Annotated in this window: 13 protein-coding genes; 7 read left to right on the top strand and 6 right to left on the bottom strand. The window is 71.8% G+C overall.

The genetic code is table 11. The features are described 5' to 3' along the window. Positions 1 to 27 precede the first annotated feature (27 nt). From ACZ5SK_RS29250 to ACZ5SK_RS29240, 3 genes are all read left to right on the top strand, one after another. On the top strand, positions 28 to 2,046 hold the full coding sequence (locus ACZ5SK_RS29250; protein WP_468576698.1) for a sensor histidine kinase: 2,019 nt from the start codon (positions 28 to 30) through the stop codon (positions 2,044 to 2,046). Further along, positions 2,031 to 2,690: a response regulator transcription factor gene (locus ACZ5SK_RS29245; protein WP_334580336.1), complete on the top strand. Its 660-nt coding sequence runs from the start codon at positions 2,031 to 2,033 to the stop codon at positions 2,688 to 2,690. Before ACZ5SK_RS29250 ends, ACZ5SK_RS29245 begins: the two co-directional genes overlap by 16 nt. 130 nt (positions 2,691 to 2,820) lie before the next feature. Next, positions 2,821 to 4,086 (top strand): alpha/beta fold hydrolase, encoded by a 1,266-nt coding sequence (locus tag ACZ5SK_RS29240; protein WP_468576697.1) that lies wholly within the window; start codon positions 2,821 to 2,823, stop codon positions 4,084 to 4,086. Between the two features lie 74 nt (positions 4,087 to 4,160). Here ACZ5SK_RS29240 and ACZ5SK_RS29235 read toward each other — a convergent pair whose 3' ends face one another. From ACZ5SK_RS29235 to ACZ5SK_RS29225, 3 genes are all read right to left on the bottom strand, one after another. Then, entirely contained in the window at positions 4,161 to 5,939 is a 1,779-nt protein-coding gene (locus ACZ5SK_RS29235; protein WP_468576696.1) for a cation:proton antiporter, read from the bottom strand. A 121-nt stretch (positions 5,940 to 6,060) separates the two neighbouring features. Beyond that, complete coding sequence (locus tag ACZ5SK_RS29230) at positions 6,061 to 6,981, bottom strand: aldose 1-epimerase family protein (RefSeq protein WP_334580333.1); 921 nt, start codon at positions 6,979 to 6,981, stop codon at positions 6,061 to 6,063. A gap of 116 nt (positions 6,982 to 7,097) precedes the next feature. After that, complete coding sequence (locus ACZ5SK_RS29225) at positions 7,098 to 8,051, bottom strand: DUF389 domain-containing protein (RefSeq protein WP_334580332.1); 954 nt, start codon at positions 8,049 to 8,051, stop codon at positions 7,098 to 7,100. A gap of 238 nt (positions 8,052 to 8,289) precedes the next feature. On the opposite strand from ACZ5SK_RS29225, the gene ACZ5SK_RS29220 reads away from it, so the two are divergent. From ACZ5SK_RS29220 to ACZ5SK_RS29205, 4 genes are all read left to right on the top strand, one after another. After that, positions 8,290 to 10,110: a glycoside hydrolase family 15 protein gene (locus ACZ5SK_RS29220; RefSeq protein WP_334580331.1), complete on the top strand. Its 1,821-nt coding sequence runs from the start codon at positions 8,290 to 8,292 to the stop codon at positions 10,108 to 10,110. A gap of 3 nt (positions 10,111 to 10,113) precedes the next feature. Continuing rightward, a complete protein-coding gene (locus ACZ5SK_RS29215) occupies positions 10,114 to 11,058 on the top strand; it encodes a cyclase family protein (RefSeq protein WP_468155582.1) in 945 nt (314 codons plus the stop codon). Continuing rightward, on the top strand, positions 11,055 to 11,570 hold the full coding sequence (locus ACZ5SK_RS29210) for a gluconokinase (protein WP_468576695.1): 516 nt from the start codon (positions 11,055 to 11,057) through the stop codon (positions 11,568 to 11,570). The genes ACZ5SK_RS29215 and ACZ5SK_RS29210 overlap by 4 nt, the downstream gene beginning before the upstream one ends. A gap of 174 nt (positions 11,571 to 11,744) precedes the next feature. Next, positions 11,745 to 13,325, top strand: coding sequence for a GMC oxidoreductase (locus ACZ5SK_RS29205; protein ID WP_468576694.1), 1,581 nt, complete (start codon positions 11,745 to 11,747; stop codon positions 13,323 to 13,325). 37 nt (positions 13,326 to 13,362) lie between these two features. On the opposite strand, the gene ACZ5SK_RS29200 is transcribed toward ACZ5SK_RS29205, so the two are convergent. From ACZ5SK_RS29200 to ACZ5SK_RS29190, 3 genes are all read right to left on the bottom strand, one after another. Further along, positions 13,363 to 14,403 (bottom strand): cytochrome d ubiquinol oxidase subunit II, encoded by a 1,041-nt coding sequence (locus ACZ5SK_RS29200; RefSeq protein WP_361703384.1) that lies wholly within the window; start codon positions 14,401 to 14,403, stop codon positions 13,363 to 13,365. Then, a complete protein-coding gene (locus tag ACZ5SK_RS29195) occupies positions 14,403 to 15,890 on the bottom strand; it encodes a cytochrome ubiquinol oxidase subunit I (protein ID WP_334580325.1) in 1,488 nt (495 codons plus the stop codon). The genes ACZ5SK_RS29200 and ACZ5SK_RS29195 overlap by 1 nt, the downstream gene beginning before the upstream one ends. Positions 15,891 to 16,008: 118 nt before the next feature. Continuing rightward, entirely contained in the window at positions 16,009 to 17,349 is a 1,341-nt protein-coding gene (locus tag ACZ5SK_RS29190; protein WP_334580323.1) for an NAD(P)/FAD-dependent oxidoreductase, read from the bottom strand. Positions 17,350 to 17,355: the final 6 nt, after the last annotated feature.

Below are 17,355 nucleotides of genomic sequence, written 5' to 3'. Positions count from 1 at the left end.
GCGGTCGCCCGCCGTCGGCGTGGGGCAGTGAACGGCTTCGCGGGGCACGTGTGGGCCCTCTCCCTCGTCGCGGCGGTCTGCGCGCTGATCACGGTCCATCTGCTGGCCGTACGCAGGACCGCCGGTTCCTCCCTCACGGGAGCCGTCGTGCTCACGCTGGCCGTCGCCGCGTTCCCCGCCGTACGCGGTGAACCGCCGCACTACGTGGCGGGGGTCGCGCTGACGGCCGGTGGGGTGCTGGCGGTCGTCTGGGCGACGGGCCGCTCCCGCCGGCAGCGGTCGGCCCGCCGGTCCGCGCTGGCGGACTACGAGGCCGGCACGGCGGCGGTCCCGCTGTTCGCGGCGCTGGCGGAACGGGACCGGCTGGCGGCGGAGCTGCACGACGTGGCCGCGCATCGGCTGACCGGGATCGTGGTGGCCGCGGGCGCCGCGCTCAGGCTCGTCGACCGGGAACGGACCGGTGACGCGCTGCGCCACGCCGACGAGGCGGGCCGGGAGGCCGTCCGCGAACTGGAGCGCCTCACCGAGCTGGACGCGACCGCGGCCGGCTTCACCGAGGTCGACGCGCTGGCCGCCGCGCACGCGGTGGACTACCGGCGCACGGTAGACCAGGCACCGGCGGGCAGTGCGGAAGCGACGTACCGGGTCGTCCGGGAGGCGTTGACCAACGCGGCCCGCTACGCCGAGGGCGCGACCGTGCGCGTCCGGATCGAGCCGACGGACGACCGGGACAAGCCCGTACGGGCCGGCGGCGATCACCTGTTCGTCGTCACCGTCACCGACGACGGCGGTACGGCCGTCGAGCCGGGCCTCGGGACCGGGCGCGGTCTCGCGGGGCTGGCGGCCACGGTCACCGCCACGGGCGGGACGTTCCGCGCGGGACCCGTGGGGCACGGCCGTCGAGCGGGCTGGAGCGTGCGGGCCTCGCTGCCCGCGGCGACGGTCCTCCCCCTCCGCCGGTGGCCCCTGTGGCGTGGGACGGCCGCGCTCGACTACGCGCTGGTGGCCCTGGCGATCGCGCTGTCGCTCGGTGCGAGCCTGCTGTCCGCCGACGTCCCGGCCCCGTTCGGCGGCCTGCTGCCCGCGCTGGTGACCGTCGTGCTGTCGGGCCTGCACGCCGTGCCGCTGGCCTGGCGCTCACGGGCGCCCGGCCGCGCGCTCGCGGCGGTGCTGTCGGCGCTGCTGCTGTGGTGGGCCTGCGACCGGACGGGCTGGACCCAGCCGCCGGTGAGCGACGTCTTCCTGGTGTACGGGTGGGTCGAGCTGACGCTCGTCCACAGCGTCGGAGTGCGTCTGCCGTGGCGCCGAGGCCTGTTCGCGCCGCTCGCCGTGGCCGCCGTGGGCGGGCTCGCGCTGGCCAGCGGCAGCGGCATCACCGGCAGCCGTACGGCGGCCTGGGCCGTACTGGCGGGCGTACTGGCCCTCCCCGCCCTCGCCGTCTGGTCGTGGGGGCGCCGGACCGCCCGGCGGCATGAGCGGCGGTGGGCCGCGGACGCCCGGCGGCGGGTCCTGCTCGACGGGGACGCCGACGCGGCGGTGTCCGCGCAGCGTCTGCTGTTCGCCACCGGGCTGCGGGACACGGCGCTCCGGCACGCGCGGGCGGTCGTCGCCGCGGCGGAGGAGGGGGACCTGCGGGCCGTGCGGGAAGAGGCCCGCGCCGGACTCACCGCTCTGCGGGACCTGCTGTCCGGGCTGCGCGCGGAGGACGCCGCCGACGACGCCCCTCCGCCCACCGTCTCCGGGATCACCGCGCTGGCCGCGCGCCACGGCGCCGTCGTCCGGTACGTCGGAGCACGCCGTCCGCTGCCCGCCGCCGTGGAGGTCTTCGCGTACCGGACCGCCTCCGCGCTCATGGCCGTGGGCGTCACCCTCACCGTGCGCACGCTCCCCGACGGCGTGGAGGTCTGCGGTCCGGCACCCGCCGTTCCCGCGGTGGAGCGGCGGCTGCGCGCCCTCGCGGACGCCGCCGGCGGTACCCTCTCGACGACCGACCGCGGTGCGGTACGCGTGTGGCTCCCGGAGGCGTTCCCATGGCGATCAGAGTGACCGTCGCGGACGACCAGGCCGTCGTACGGGCCGGGATCGCGGCGATCCTCGACGCGGAAGCAGACCTGTGCGTCGTCGGGCAGGCGGCGGACGGCGACACGGCGGTCGAACTCGCCCTGTCGGCGCGGCCGGACGTCGCGCTGATGGATGTCCGCATGCCGGGGATCGGCGGGCTCGCGGCGACCGCCGCGATCACCGAACGCAGCCCCGCGACCCGTGTTCTGGTGCTCACCACCTTCGGTCTCGACGAGTACCTGTTCGCCGCGCTGCGCGCCGGGGCCGCCGGTTTCCTGCTCAAGGACGCCGAGCCGGAGCGGGTGATCGACGCGGTACGGGTGGTCCACGGGGGCGCCGCGCTGCTCGATCCGGCGGTGACCCGCAGGCTGATCGACCGGTTCGCGGACGGGCCCGGTCCGCTCGACACGGCCCGGCTCGACCTGCTCACCCCGCGCGAGACGGAGGTGCTGCGGCAGGTCGCGCGGGGGCTGTCCAACGCGGAGATCGCGGCGGTGCTGGGGGTGAGTCCGCCCACCGTGAAGGACCACGTCTCCGTCCTCCTCGGCAAGCTCGGCGTACGCGACCGGGTGCAGGCGACGATCGCCGCGTACGAGACGGGGCTGATCCGGCCCGGCAGCGGGCCGTGAGGTGACGTGAGGTGAGTGGCACCCCGCCGCGAGGTGGGGGTGACCCCCCGCCGCAGGGCGGCCCTCGGACGCGGCGGGACCGTCCCTGAGCTGGACGGATCGCCCGCGCCGGCTTCCTAGCCTCGAAGGCATGTCACGCATACTTCTCCACCGTGTCGCCGGCGGGGTCCTGCTGTTCCTGGCGCTCTTGCTGACCCCTGCCGTGGCGGTGGCCGGTTTCCTCGCCGCGGCGTTCGTCACCGCGAGCGTGCCGGTCCTGGTCATCGTCGGTCTCGTCTGCGGCGCCCTGGCCGGCGGGCTGCTGGGCCGGGCGGCGTTCGCCCTGTTCGGCCTCGACCGCCGCCCGGCCCTGCGGGCGTCCGCGTTCCTCACGGTCGGCCTGACCGCGGCCGTCGCCGTCCTCGCCGCCGTCACCGTCCTCCGTCCGATGCCCACCACGACGGCCGCCCCCGCCCCGCCCGGCGTGCGGTTCTGGGATCTGCCGACCGGTTCACGCATCGCCTACGTCCACGCCCCCGCCGCGGGCAAGGCCAGACCGACCCCGGTGATCTTCCTGCACGGCGGTCCCGGCACCCCCGGCGAGGGCGTCCCCACCGGGGGCCGTGAACTCGCGGCGGACGGCTTCGACGTCTACTCCTACGACCAGCTCGGCGCCGGCCGCTCCACCCGGCTGCGGGACGTCACCGGATACACCGTCGCCCGCCAGGTCGCCGACCTGGAAGCGATCCGGCGCACCCTCGGCGCCGACCGGATCATCCTGGTCGGCCAGTCCTGGGGCGGATCACTCACCGCCCAGTACCTGGCCGCCCATGGCGAGCACGTCGCCAAAGCGGTCTTCACCTCGCCGGGCGCGCTGTGGGGCCGTCAATACCCCGGCTCCAAGGCCGGGGAACCCTGGAACCGCCTCTCCCCCGCACAGAAGACCCGGCTCGACCGGCTGAACAGCGCACCCCGCATCATCGCGGCGAGCCTGCTCCTCCAGATCAACCCCGGCGCCGCGCACGCGCTGGTCGGCGACCGCGAGGTCGACCACTGGATGCACGAAGTCGCCCTCCAGGGAAAAGACAGCACCTCGTGCGAGGACGCTCCGCCGACCACGGCGCACGACAACCCTCAGGGCTTCTACAGCAACCAGATGACCGTCAGGGACTTCGAGCAGCTTCCCGACCCCCGGCCCCGTCTGCGCACCCTGCGCGTCCCCTCTCTGATCATGCGAGGGGAGTGCGACTTCATCAAGCCCGCCGTGACCGCCGAGTACCAACACGCCCTCGCGGGCTCCGAGTTGGTGACCGTCAAGGGAGCCGGACACTCCATCTCGGGCGAACAGCCCGGCCGCTACACCGTGCTGCTGCGGGCGTTCCTCCTGGACGAACCGCTGCCGACGGGCACCGGCTGAGTCCGGAACGGCCGGTCGGGTTGGGGGGAGCTTCGTACGGGCCGTGTGAGCCGCGGTCCCAGGCACGGCCCGGTCTACTCCGTCGGACTCTCGGTCCCCTCCAGGCCCGGGGCCAGCAGGACGGCCGTGTCCCCGGGCCGGGGAGAGGGCGTGCTGCCTCCCGTGACCGGGTCGAGGCGGCCGTCCCTCCGCACGAGGAACAGCAGATCGCTGCCGGGCCGCGGGGCGTCGCCGGCGGGCTGCCTCACCACGGCTGCCCCGTCCTGGTATCTGCGGGAGAACGTCGGCCAGGTCAGATCCGGGCCGAACAGCACCTCGCCGCCGATGAACGGCGCCACCGCACCGTGGCTGTCGGCCGGTGCGGTGAGGCGGTGGACCGTGCCCTCCACGCTGCCTCGCAGAATCACCGCCGCCAGTGCGTTGAAGTCGTCCTCGGCGGTGAGGAAGTACACCGCCGTGATGCCCTCCAGCTCGGCGGCCCCACCCGTGGCGGCGCCCAGCAGCTCACCGGGCGCAAGCTCGATCCCGGCCCGCCGGATGCGTTCGCGCTGTTCCTCTTCCCCTGCCCACATCAGCACCTCCAGCCCTGCCGCCTTCAGGGTCACGCCCAGGTCGACCACCCAGGGGTCGCCGCCGACCAGCAGGGGCCGTGAGCAGGAGGGGCGCACGACGCCCAGGCGCCGGGCGACGGGCGCAGCGGTCAGACCGTAGAGCGTCACGGTCGCGACGATGACCACGAACGTGGCCGGAAGGATCTTCGACGCGCCTCCGATCCCCTTGGCCACCAGGCCGGCCGAGAACGTCGAAGCGGTGGCGGCCGCGACGATGCCGCGCGGCGCCATCCAGCCGATGAGGCCCCGCTCGCCGCGTGTCAGGTCGGTGCCGAGGGTGGACACAACGGCGACCAGCGGCCGGACGGCCAGCACCAGAAGGGCGGCGAGCCCGAGTGCGGGCAGCCCTACATGGCGCAGCGACTGCGGGGTGACGGTGGCCGAGATCGAGACGAAGAGCAGGCCGAGGATCAGGCTGACCAGGGTCTCGAAGAACGGCCGACGCGCGGGTACGTCCATGCCGGAGAGGTTGGCGACGGCCAGGCCCATCACCACGGCGGCGATGAGTCCCGTGTCGTCGCGCAGGACATCGCACAGCGCCGCCACACCGATCACCGCGGCAAGCTGCGCCGTGGTGCCGAGGACCTCGCCGAGGTGCAGCACCCGGAACAGCGTCCACAGCAGAGCCGCCCCGACCGCTCCTCCGGCGGCTCCGATTCCCATGCTGGCCAGGAACTCCAGCGTCCCATCGCCGAGGTGGTGGCCCGAGCTCGCGGCGACCGCGTGGAAGACCAGTGCTCCCAGGACACCGCCGACCGGGTCGATGAGGGAGCCTTCCCAGATCAGGATGCGCTGGAGCCGGTCCTTCGGCCGCACGAAGCCGAGCAGCGGTCCGACCACCGTCGGCCCGGAGACCACGAGGATCGCGCCGGTCATGAGCGCCGCCCGTGCGGACATGCCCAGCAGCGGTGCGGCGAGAAGCGCGCCGAGCAGCCCGGTGATCAGGACACCGATCCAGATCAGCCGGACCACGACGCGGCGGGTGTGTCCCTTCAGCCTCGCCAGGTCCAGTCCGAGGCCGGCGTCGTAGAGGATCACGGCGACGGCGAGCGACACCAGCGGGGAGAACGCCGCCCCCAGCAGCCGTTCGGGGTCGACGTCGTCGATCAGCGCGCCGGCGGCGAAGCCGACCGGCAGCAGGACGATGAGGGCGGGGATGCGCAGACGACTGGCCAGGATCTGCGACCCGACGGCCAGGACCACGATCAGGCCCACGCCGATGAGTACCTGGTTCGTCGTCACGAGCGGCCGTTTCGACGGGTGGTGGCGGGACGGGTCGGTGCTCCTGCCGGTTGGCTGCGCGGCCGGGCGGGTCGGACCTTGGCTGAGTGCCGCGGGAATGCCGGGGACCGTGGCGGCGCCGTCACTCTCCCCACCGCGTGATCCCCCAGCGGACGGTGTGCTGCTCGCCGGGGCCGAGGCTGACGAGCCCGGTGCCGCTGCGGAAGGCGTCCGGCGGGCAGGTCATCGGCTCGATGGCGACCGCGCGACGGCGCTCTCCCGGCGGGAGGGTGTCGCCGGTGTAGAGCTGTACGTAGTCGGCGCCTTCACCGAGCCACACGTCCGTGCCGAACGCACCCGACGGGTGGGCCAGGCGCACAACGGCGCGACCGTCCGCGTCCCGGTCGAGGTCGCCGAAAGGGGTGTCCAGCCGGAGCGCACCGACAGCTTGTGGTGTACGCAGGTCGTACTCGGTCCCGGCGACCGGCTCGGCTCCCACCGGCAGGCCGCGCTCATCGGTGCGCAGCCATGTCCGTGCGGGGACGGTCAGCACCGCCTGGTCGACGACCGCGGTGCCCGCGGTGACGTAGGGGTGCTGGCCGAAGCCGTAGGGTGCGGCGCTCGCGTCCAGGTTGCGCGCGGTGACGGCGACGTGGAGCCCGCTCTCGTTCAGCGCGTACTCGGCGCGGACGTGGAGGTGGAACGGGTAGCCCGGCTGCGGCCACAGCGGAACCTCCAGGACGGCGCGGCTGTCGCTCGCCTCCACGACCCGCCACGCGACCCACCGGAGCAGCCCGTGGATGGCGTTGCCGCCGGCCGGTTCGGTGAGCGGCAGCTGCAGATCCTGTCCGTCCCACGGGTACCGGCCGTCGCGGATCCGGTTGGGCCACGGCACCAGGATCTGGCCACGCCCGCCGGTGATCCGGTCCTGTTCGGCGAATCCGTCGACCACGGTGCGCTCACCGGCCACGTATGACCGTAGAGCCGCGCCCAGCTCGACGATGACGGCACGGTGCGTGCCGTGACGGAGGGTCAGTTGCCGTCCGGTGCGGCTCTCCTGCATGTGTGGCCTCCTCAGACCTCCCGTCCGCGTCCTCGGACGCCGACGCCTGCCCGGCGATTCCGCCGGCGGGAACGTGTTGCGCTTGACCGGGTCGCAGTAGCAGGCGACCGTCATCGTCACCCGCTGTCCGAGCGCGCGCCGCGATTGCCGATGTACCGCCAGACGGCCCGTTGGAATCTGATCATCAGTACGCCCACCAGGATCAACAGCACGATGTTGAGCAGGAGTTGGACCAGGGATCCGCGCGCCTCGCTCCAGCTGGAGAACGCGCAGGAGACGCCGATGTCGGCGGCGGCCGGGATGGTGGTGACCGAGATGAAGACGCCGAGCAGCGCGCTCGTCCTGGCCTGGGTCAGGGACATGATCCCGACGATGCCGGCCAGCACCGCGACGACGACGGAGAAGAAGTTGGGGGCGTCGATCAGCGTGGAGACCGGCCTGATGCCCAGCTCGAATGCCTTGGGTTGAAGGTCGAGACCCCGGATCGCCCACGAGAACAGGAAGGTCACCAGGACGGCCAGCAGGAATCCCACGGTCAGGGCGAACACTCCCTGCCGGATCCTGGTGCCGTTGCCGCGGTCGATGCCCAGCGCGACGCTGGTGATGGCGCCGTACTCCGGTCCGACGACCATCGCCGCGACGATGAGGATCTGGGAGTTGGTGATGATGCCCACCGCTCCGATGACGCCTGCGATGGCCAGGTAGACGTAGAAGCTCGGCAGGTAGGTGCCCTCGGCGCGAATGCGCGCTTCGACCTCCTCCCAGACCGGCGCGTGCGCGAGCGCCCCGAGTTGCTGGCGCTCGGCTTCGGCCGCGGTGCCGGAAAAGGCCATCTCCACCGGCTCGATGACGATGGATCCGCGGTGGTCGAGTTCCAGCTCGCGCAGACCGCGCAGCACGGTGTTGGCCGCACCCGCCAGGATGTCGCACTCGATCGCGTCGCCGTCGGGGTTGTGCGCCAGTTCGCCGAGGACGACCAGGTTGAAGACATAGCGGTCGTCGGTCAGCAGCCCGATCGCCCGGGGGGTGAGATCCGGGGGGCTCACCAGCCGGACGTGGATCATCTCCATGCACAACCTCCATCGCTCGGCCGACGGACCCACCCAGGCGCCACGGTGCCCGAGCGCCGGACCCTCTCACCTGTGACCGACCGACTCCGTTCAGTAACTCCCGATGAGCTGGGGTCGGCAAGCCGGGTGCGGTACTCGAGGCGAGCCGTCGTCGACGGCTTCCGACGGGCAAGGGCCACCCGAGTGGCCGATAGTGGAAGCAGGGGGATCTTCCACTTCCCGAGGCTTCGGAGCAGCTATGGACCGCTACCCTCCCATCGCCGAACACGGCCTGGTGGGCGACCTGCAGACCGCCGCGCTCGTCTCGTCACAGGGGGTCGTGGACTGGTTCGCGGCTCCCCGGTTCGACTCGCCCAGCATCTTCGCCGCGCTGCTCGACCACGACGGCGGCGGGTACCTGCGGCTGGCCCCCGAGCACCCCGACGCGACCTGCAAGCAGCTCTACTACCCCGACACGGCCATTCTGGTGACCAGGTTCATGTCACCGGACGGGGTGGGCGAGGTGGTCGACTTCATGCCCCCGGACCGGACCCGCACCGCCACCGACCGGCACACCCTGATACGCGTCGTGCGCACCGTGCGGGGGACCGTCGACTTCACGCTCGAATGCCGGCCGCGCTTCGACTACGGCCGGGCCGAGCACCAGCTGGAGCTCGGCGAGAACACCGGCCTGTTCCGGTCCCCGGGGCTGGACGCGCACCTGCAGACCTCCTTCCCGCTGGAGCGGGACGGCCAGGACGTCCGCGGCAGGGTGACGCTGAAGGCCGGCGAGTCGGGCGGCGCCGTGTTCACCGTCTGCGCGTCCGGCGGCGCGGCACCCGCACCCCTCACGGTCGACGGAATCACCGCACAGCTCGATGACACCGGCCTCTTCTGGCAGAACTGGTTGCGCCAGTCCCGCTATCGCGGCCGCTGGCCCGAGCTGGTGCACCGTTCGGTCATCACCCTCAAGCTCCTCACCTACGCCCCCACCGGCGCCCTCGTCGCGGCGGCCACCATGGGCCTGCCCGAGCAGGTCGGCGGAGAGCGCAACTGGGACTACCGGTTCACCTGGGTACGCGACGGCGCGCTGTCCGTGCGGGCCATGCTGGACCTCGGCTTCGTCGAGGAGGCCACCGCCTTCGTCCACTGGCTCGTCGCCAGGCTGCAGGAGCGCGAGGGCAAGGAGGAAGAGCCGCTCCAGACGATGTACCGGATCGACGGCAACGCCGACCTGCCGGAGGAGACACTCGACCACTTCGAGGGCTACCGCGGCTCCTCCCCTGTCCGCATCGGCAACGGAGCCGCCGACCAGCTCCAGCTGGACATCTACGGCGAGGCCCTCTACGCCGTGTCCCAGGGCCGCGAGATAGCGCAGCAGAACACGTACCGGGGTTGGAAGACGATGGCCAGGCTGCTGGACTGGCTCGCCGACCACTGGGACCGGCCGGACGAGGGCATCTGGGAGACCCGGGGCGGCCGCCAGGACTTCACCTACAGCCGCTTGATGTGCTGGGTCGCCTTCGACCACGGGCTGAGCCTGGCCGAGGACTACCGCAGGCCCGCCGACGTGGCGAAGTGGCGCGGCGCCAGGGACGCCATCTTCGAACAGGTCATGGAACGCGGCTGGAGCGAGCAGCAGGGCGCCTTCGTCCAGCACTACGGCGGCGACGTCCTGGACGCCTCCCTGCTGCTCATGCCGAGGGTCCGGTTCATCGCCCCCAAAGACCCGGCCTGGCTCTCCACGCTCGACGCGATGGACCGCAAGCTCGTCTCCGACAGTCTCGTCTACCGCTACGACCCTGCGGCATCACCGGACGGGCTGCGCGGCTCGGAGGGCACCTTCAGTCTGTGCACCTTCCTCTACGTCGACGCGCTGGCCCAGGCGGGACGGCTGGCCCAGGCCCGCTACACCTTCGAGAAGATGCAGACCTACGCCAACCATGTCGGGCTCTTCGCCGAGGAGGTCGGTCCGACCGGGGAGCAACTGGGCAACTTCCCGCAGGCGTTCACCCATCTGTCACTCATCATGGCGGCCACCACCCTCGACCAGGCACTCGACGCGGAGAACGGGCGCTGACCCATGGTCACGCGCGCCCGTCCGGCAGAACCGCCACGGCTGACCGAGGACGAGTTCGGCGTGCTGTACCGGCGTCTGCACGCGCGCTCCGCCTGGGCCGCGGGTGAGCGGGGCGCTCTGGACGCCCTCACACCCGCCCGGGTGCTGGCCGCGGCCCGCGAGGTGCGGACCGGCCGGACGGTGACGCTCGCCGCGCCGGTGGAGACGCGGGCCGGGCCGGACAATCCGGAGCCCGCGAAGCACCGGATGAAAGGGCAGCAGGGCGAAGTCGCCTCCAGCGGGCTCCACTTCGCGATGGACAGCTTCACGATGAACGTGCACGGTGACGCCGACAGTCACATCGACGCCCTGTGCCACGTGATCTACGAAGGCACCCTGCACGGCGGCGTGTCCGCGAGCAGCGTCACGGCGGACGGGGCCACGACGCTCTCCATCGAGGCGGCTCACGACGGGATCGTCGGACGCGGGGTGCTGCTGGACATCCCGCGGCTGCGTGGCGTGCCGTGGCTCGAACCGGGTGATCACGTGACCGCCGACGACCTCGCCGCGGCCGAGACGGCCCAGCACCTCCGCGTGGGCGAGGGCGACCTCCTCCTCGTCCGCGTCGGCCACCGCCGACGGCGCGCCGAACTCGGACCGTGGCAGGCGGCACGTGAGCGCGCCGGGCTCCACCCGTCCGCGCTGGAGTTCCTTGCCGACCGGCGGGTCTGCGTGCTGGGCGGCGACGGGAACAACGACACGGCCCCGAGTTCCACGGAGGGCGTCGACTTCCCCGTGCATGTCCTGGCGGTCCACGCGATGGGCCTTCACCTGCTGGACTACCTGCAGTTCGAGGACCTGGCGCCGGTCTGTGAGGCGGAGGGACGCTGGTCCTTCCTCTGCGTCATCGCTCCGCTGAGGCTGCCGGACGCCACCGGCTCGCCGGTCAACCCGATCGCCGTCCTGTGACCCCGGCGCCCACGGTCGTGGTGGTCATGGGCGTCTCGGGGTCGGGCAAGTCCACCGTGGGACTGCTGCTCGCGCAGCGGCTCATGGTGCCGTTCCTGGAAGCGGACGACGTCCACCCGGCCGCGAACCGCGCCAAGATGGCGGCGGGTCGCCCACTCGACGAGGAGGACCGCCGACCGTGGCTACTGGCCATCGCCGAATGGATCCGGGAGGCGACCGACACCGGCCGGGGCGGGGTGGTGGCGTGCTCGGCCCTCAGGCGCACGTACCGGGAGCTGTTCCGTGGCGCGGGAGCGGGCGTGTGGTTCCTGTACCTGGCACTCGACCGCGCGACCGCCGGCCGACGGGTCGCAGGCCGTTCGGACCATTTCATGCCAGCCCGGCTGGTGGACTCCCAGTACGCCGCCCTCGAACCGCTGCGGTCGGACGAACCCGGCCTGACCGTCGACGCGGTGGCCGACCCGCAGACCATCGTCGACCGGGCGGTGCGCGCCGTCCGGGACCCAACGTGACTGCACACCTGTTCGACTTGATCGGGTCGCCGTCACACGACCCACCCGATAGTTTGGCAATTGGCGCCGAATGCCCCGCTTGTCTGAATGTCTGTCCGGAGCAGCACAGCCCGGAGGCCCCCGGACGGACGTTACGGCCAGAACAGCCGACGACTCCTAGAACGGGACCCTCTCATGGCCGACGATCAGCACTACGACGTCATCATCATCGGTACGGGTGCGGGCGGCGGTACGCTCGCCCACCGACTGGCCCCCAGCGGCAAGCGGGTCCTGATCCTGGAACGCGGCGGCTACCTGCCACGGGAGCGGGACAACTGGGACTCCACCGCCGTCTTCGTCAAGGGCAAATACCGTGCCCCGGAGTTCTGGTACGACAAGCACGGCAGACAGTTCCCGCCGGAGGTGAACTACTACGTCGGGGGGAACACCAAGTTCTACGGCGCCGCGCTCTTCCGGCTGCGGCCCGAGGACTTCGGCGAACTACGCCACCACGGCGGCATCTCCCCGGCCTGGCCGATCCGCTACGAGGACCTGGAGCCGTACTACACCCAGGCCGAACACCTCTATCTGGTGCACGGCCGGCACGGCGAGGACCCCACCGGAGGACCGACCAGCGCGCAGTACGCATACCCGCCGGTCGAGCACGAGGCGCGTATCCAGCAGCTCAGCGACGATCTGGGGAAGGCCGGCCTGCATCCCTTCCACCTGCCGATCGGCGTGAACCTCGCCCAGGACGAGCACGGCCGGGCCACCCATGACAGCGCCTGCATCCGCTGCGACCGGGTCGACGGCTTCCCCTGCCTGGTGGGCGCGAAGTCCGACGCACAGGTGATCTGTGTCGACCCGGCGCTCCGTTACGACAACGTCACGATGGTGACCGACGCCCATGTGCGGCGCCTGGAGACCGACCCGACCGGACGCACCGTCACCAGGGTCGTCGCCGAACTCAGGAACGGAGCAACCGAGGGATTCAGCGCCGACATCGTGGTGGTCGCCGCCGGCGCGGTCAACTCCGCCGTCCTGCTGCTGCGTTCGGCCAACGACAAGCACCCCGGGGGCCTGGCCAACAGCTCGGACGTGGTGGGTCGCCACTACATGCGTCACAACAACCTGGCGCTGATGGCGGTGTCGAAGGAACCCAACCCCACCAGCTTCCAGAAGACCCTGGCACTGAACGACTGGTACCTGGGCGCGGACGACTGGGAGTATCCGCTCGGCGGCATCCAGATGCTCGGCAAGTCGGACTCCGACCAGATCCACGGCGAGGCGCCGCGCTGGGCCGGCGCCGCCATGCCCGACATGCCCTTCGAGGTACTGGCGCACCACGCCGTCGACTTCTGGCTGTGCGGGGAGGATCTTCCGCTGCCCGAGAGCCGGGTCACCCTCGACAAGGACGACGCCATCCACCTGACCCTCGACGAGAAGAACAACATCGCCGGGCTGAAGCGCCTCCAGCACAAACTGAAGGGGATGCTCGGGCACCTGGGCATGCACGAGCACCACCTGCTGGATCACAGCATCTACCTGCACAAGGGCATGCCCATCGGCGCCACCGCGCACCAGGCCGGCACCGTGCGGTTCGGCGACGACCCGCGGAGTTCGGCCCTCGACGTCAACTGCAAGGCGCACGACCTCGACAACCTCTACGTCGTGGACACCAGCTTCTTCCCCAGCATCGGCGCCGTGAACCCGTCACTGACCGCCATCGCCAACGCCCTGCGTGTCGGCGACCACATCTCCGACCGGCTGAGGTGACGGGGACACCGTCGCCGCGCACCACGGCTGAACGCCGCTACAGGGTGTCGCCGGGCGTTCTGGCAGCCCGCGTGTCGGCGTCGGTGAGCTCCTCCAACTCACCCATCGTGTCGAGCCGGTAGAGCAGCACCAGTGCCGGGCCGACCAGGACGATCGCGATGGCCGTGACGATCACCAGCCAGCGCAGGGTGTGAGCGGCACCGGCCGCTTGGGCCACCGTCAGCGAGGTGGGCAGCACGTAGGGCCGCTGCGCGCAGCCCCAGGCGCCGACGACCAGGGCGACGCTCGCCACCGAGGTGTAGCGGGTCCAGCCGTGGGACCGGCGCAGCAGAAGCAGCACCGTGGCCAGTCCGCAGACTGCCGCCAGGATGATCAGCAGCAGGCCGAGGCCCCCGGTGAGGCCGTCCCAGACGTACCGGGCGTCGTTGTGGGTGACGGGCAGGGCGATGAGTGCGAGGACGACGATCACGGCGAAGGCGATCAGCGCCCGCAGGCGGAAGTAGTCGGCGAGGTCGTCGGCGCCGTACCGCAGGGCGTCGGAGCAGAGGAAGACCGCCCCGAGGAACGCGGTGGCGGCGATGGCCAGCAGACCCACGAGGACGGAGGTTCCATTGGCCCAGGCGTCCGCGGAGGCGGTCGTGCCGACCTTGACCCGCCCGGAGGCGATGCCGCCGAGCACGGCCCCGAGGAAGAACGGCGTGAGCAGCGACGAGACGGCGAACACCGCGCCGTAGATCCGTCGTTGGGCCAGGCGGCGGGTCGGCTTGCGCAGGGCGAACCCGGCGCCGCGGAGGACCAGGCCGACGGCAGCGAGGGCGAGCGGCAGCCACATCGCGGAGAAGACGGCCTGGAACATCGTCGGGAAACCGGTCCACATGACGACCAGGACGAAGATCAACCAGACGTTGTTGGCCTCCCAGACCGGCGCCATGGCCTGGTCGATCAGCCAGCGGGGCCGCTTGCCGCGCTCCGCACCGCCGGCCACCAGGTCCCAGAAGCCCGCGCCGTAGTCGGTCCCTCCGGCGCAGGCGTAGGCGGCGATCGCGATCACCAGCACCCAGGCGATGAAGTCGGCCATCACGACGCACCTCCGGGGGTGTGGCCGGACCCGCCACGGGGCGCGGCCCCCGTGGCTGCGGGCTCGGGCTCGCTCGTGGGCCCGTAGGGGGTGTCGGCCTCCGGGGGCAGATCGCGGCGCGCTGTGAGCATGCCCTCGTCGGCGATGCGCCAGCGGGTGCGCATCTTCAGCACGACGGCGAGGAACGCCCCGAAGACGGCCACGTACACGGCCATGACGATGCCGAGCATCGCCCACAGCGATCCGGCGCGCGTGCCGGTCACCGCCTCCGAGACCGTCATGTGGTGGTAGACGATCCAGGGTTGGCGGCCGACCTCCGTGGTGATCCACCCGCACTCGACGGTGACCAGGCACGCGACTCCGGCGAGCGCGGCGCAGCGGTAGAACCAGCGGCTGGCGGGGTTGTCCCGATGCCGCCACCAGGACCAGGCGTACCAGAGCGCGAGCAGGATCAGCACGCTGCCGATGGTGACCATGATGTCGAAGGCCCAGTGCGCGATCGTGGCCTGGACGACGGTGGGGCGGTCGGAGGCCGGCACCGACGTCAGCCCGGTCACCTGGGTGCTGGGCTTGAAGCCGGCGAGGATCGAGTCCAGTTGGGGGATCTTCAGTCCGCCCGAGATCGTCCCGTCACTGTTCAGCCGTCCGAACATGTACTCCGGTACGTGGGTGTCGGTCTTCCAGACGATCTCCATGGCGGCGAACTTGACCTGCTGCTTGTGGAAGACGGCGCGGGCGGCGGAGTCGCCGAGCATGAACTGGACCGGAGTGAGGATCGCGGCAACCGTGAACGGCACGGTGAAGCCCAGCCGGTGGTAGCGGTCGCGGCGCCCGCGCAGCCAGCCGACCGCGTACACGCCGGCGACCACGTAGCCGGCGGTCAGGAGCATCGCGACCACGAAATGCCAGTACTGCGGGCCGAACATCGGTGTGAAGATCGCCTGTCGCACGTCGACGTCGCCGGGTTTGCCCTGGGCGTCCAGACTGAACCCCTGCGGTGTGTTCATCCACGAGTTGACCGCGATGATGCCGAACGCTCCCATCAGGGCGGCCAGCGGCAGCGGTACGGCGAGCCAGAAGTGGGTCCAGGGCTTGAGCCGGCGCCAGCCATAGAGGTAGATCGCGATCAGGACGGCCTCAAGGAAGAACGCCCACGCCTCGACGCCGAACCCGAGGCCGAAGACATCTCCCCAGCGGCCCATCATGCCGGGCCACAGCAGGCCGAACTCGAAGGACAGCACGGTGCCGGTGATGATGCCGATGGCGAACTGGACGGCCATCACCGCCGACCAGCGCCGGGCGAGCTGAAGGGCGACGGGGTCGTCGCGGCGGAGCGCCCGGTGGTGCATGAGCAGCGTGATGAACGGCAGTGCGACGCCGAACGGGACCAGCAGGATGTGCGAGGCCAGGGTGAAGGCCATCAGCTCGCGCGCGGGCAGGAGTTGGGTGGGGGTGCTGTTCGCCAGAAGGGCAGCGGTGCTGAGCATGTGCGCCTCGAAAATCTGCCCTGCGCGCGGGGGTGGCGGGGCTGAGGAGGGACAGAATGCGGACGGGGACAGGATGCGGAGGGACGCCCGTGGAAGGGCGGCCGACCGAGGCCCGTCCTCAGGGAGGCGGCGGGGGCGCCTTCGGCGCGGGCTCCCGGCCGGCCGGAGCAGCTGTGTCGGACAGGATGAAGGCGCGTTCGCGGCGCGAGCTGGTGGCGAAGGCGACGGACCAGCTGAGCACCGCTCCCAGCCTGCTGCGGAAGCCGGTGAGGAAGGCCAGGTGGATGAAGAGCCAGGCCAGCCAGCCGGACAAGCCCGACAGATGCAGCGGTCCGGCCTTGACGACGGCCCGGCCGCGGGCGATGTAGGCGGCGCTGCCGAGATCCACGTACTTGAAGGGCTTCGGCGCCTTCGTCCTGCCTTCCACGGCGTGGCGCACACTCCGGCCCGCGTACGCACCCGACTGCATGGCGACCTCGGCCAGGCCGGGCAGACGGTTCAGGCTCATCACGTCACCGGTGACGCGGATCTCCGGGTGGCCGGGGACGGTGAGGTCGGGTTCGACGAGGATGCGACCGGCCCGGTCCTGTTTGGCGCCGGTTGCCCGGGCCAGCGCGCCGGCGATCGGCGGGGCCTCGACGCCCGCCGTCCACAGCACGGTGCGTGCGCCGAACCGGGTGGTCCTGCCGTCGTGGTCTTGTACCGTCAGGCCGTGCGCGTCGATGTCGGTGACCATCGTGCCCAGGTGGAGCTCGACACCGAGGTGCCGCAGGGTCCGGACCGCACGGTGAGCCAGCCGAGGGCCGAACGCACCCAGCACCGCGTCGGACCCCTCGAAAAGCAGCACCCGGGCGTTGGCGGAATCAATCTGCTGAAACTCCCGGTCGAGCGTGTGTCCGGCGATCTCCCGAATCTGTCCCGCGAGTTCGACACCGGTCGGCCCGCCGCCGACGAGCGCGAAGGTGAGCCACTGCTGCCGTTCCCGGTCGTTCGCCGCCGTTTCGGCCATCTCGAACGCCCGGTAGATCCGTCGGCGGATGTCCAGCGCGTCGTCCAGGGTCTTCATGCCGGGGGCGTGCGCGGCGAACTCGTCGTGCCCGAAGTAGGACTGGCGCATGCCCACCGCGACGATCAGATCGTCGTAGGGCAGCTGAACGATTCCGCCCCCGGGGCGCCGGGCGTGCACCAGCCGGGCGCCGGCATCCACGTCGGTGGCCTCGGCGAGCACACACCTCACGTTGTGGTGGCGCCGAAGGACCCCGCGCAGCGGTTGCGCGATCTGCCCCTCGGACAGGATCCCGGACGCGCACTGGTACAGCAGCGGTTGGAAGAGGTGGTGGGCACGGCGGTCGACCACGGTCACCGCCACCGGTGACCGCCGCAGCGCACGGGCGGCGAACAGCCCCGCGAACCCCCCGCCGAGGATCACCACCCGGCGGGGCGTGACATGGTCCTGCATCGGAGA

Source organism: Streptomyces sp. NPDC031474 (genome assembly GCF_055581185.1).
The sequence above is the reverse complement of the archived record's forward strand: the minus strand, read 5'-3'. Positions and strand labels throughout refer to the sequence as shown.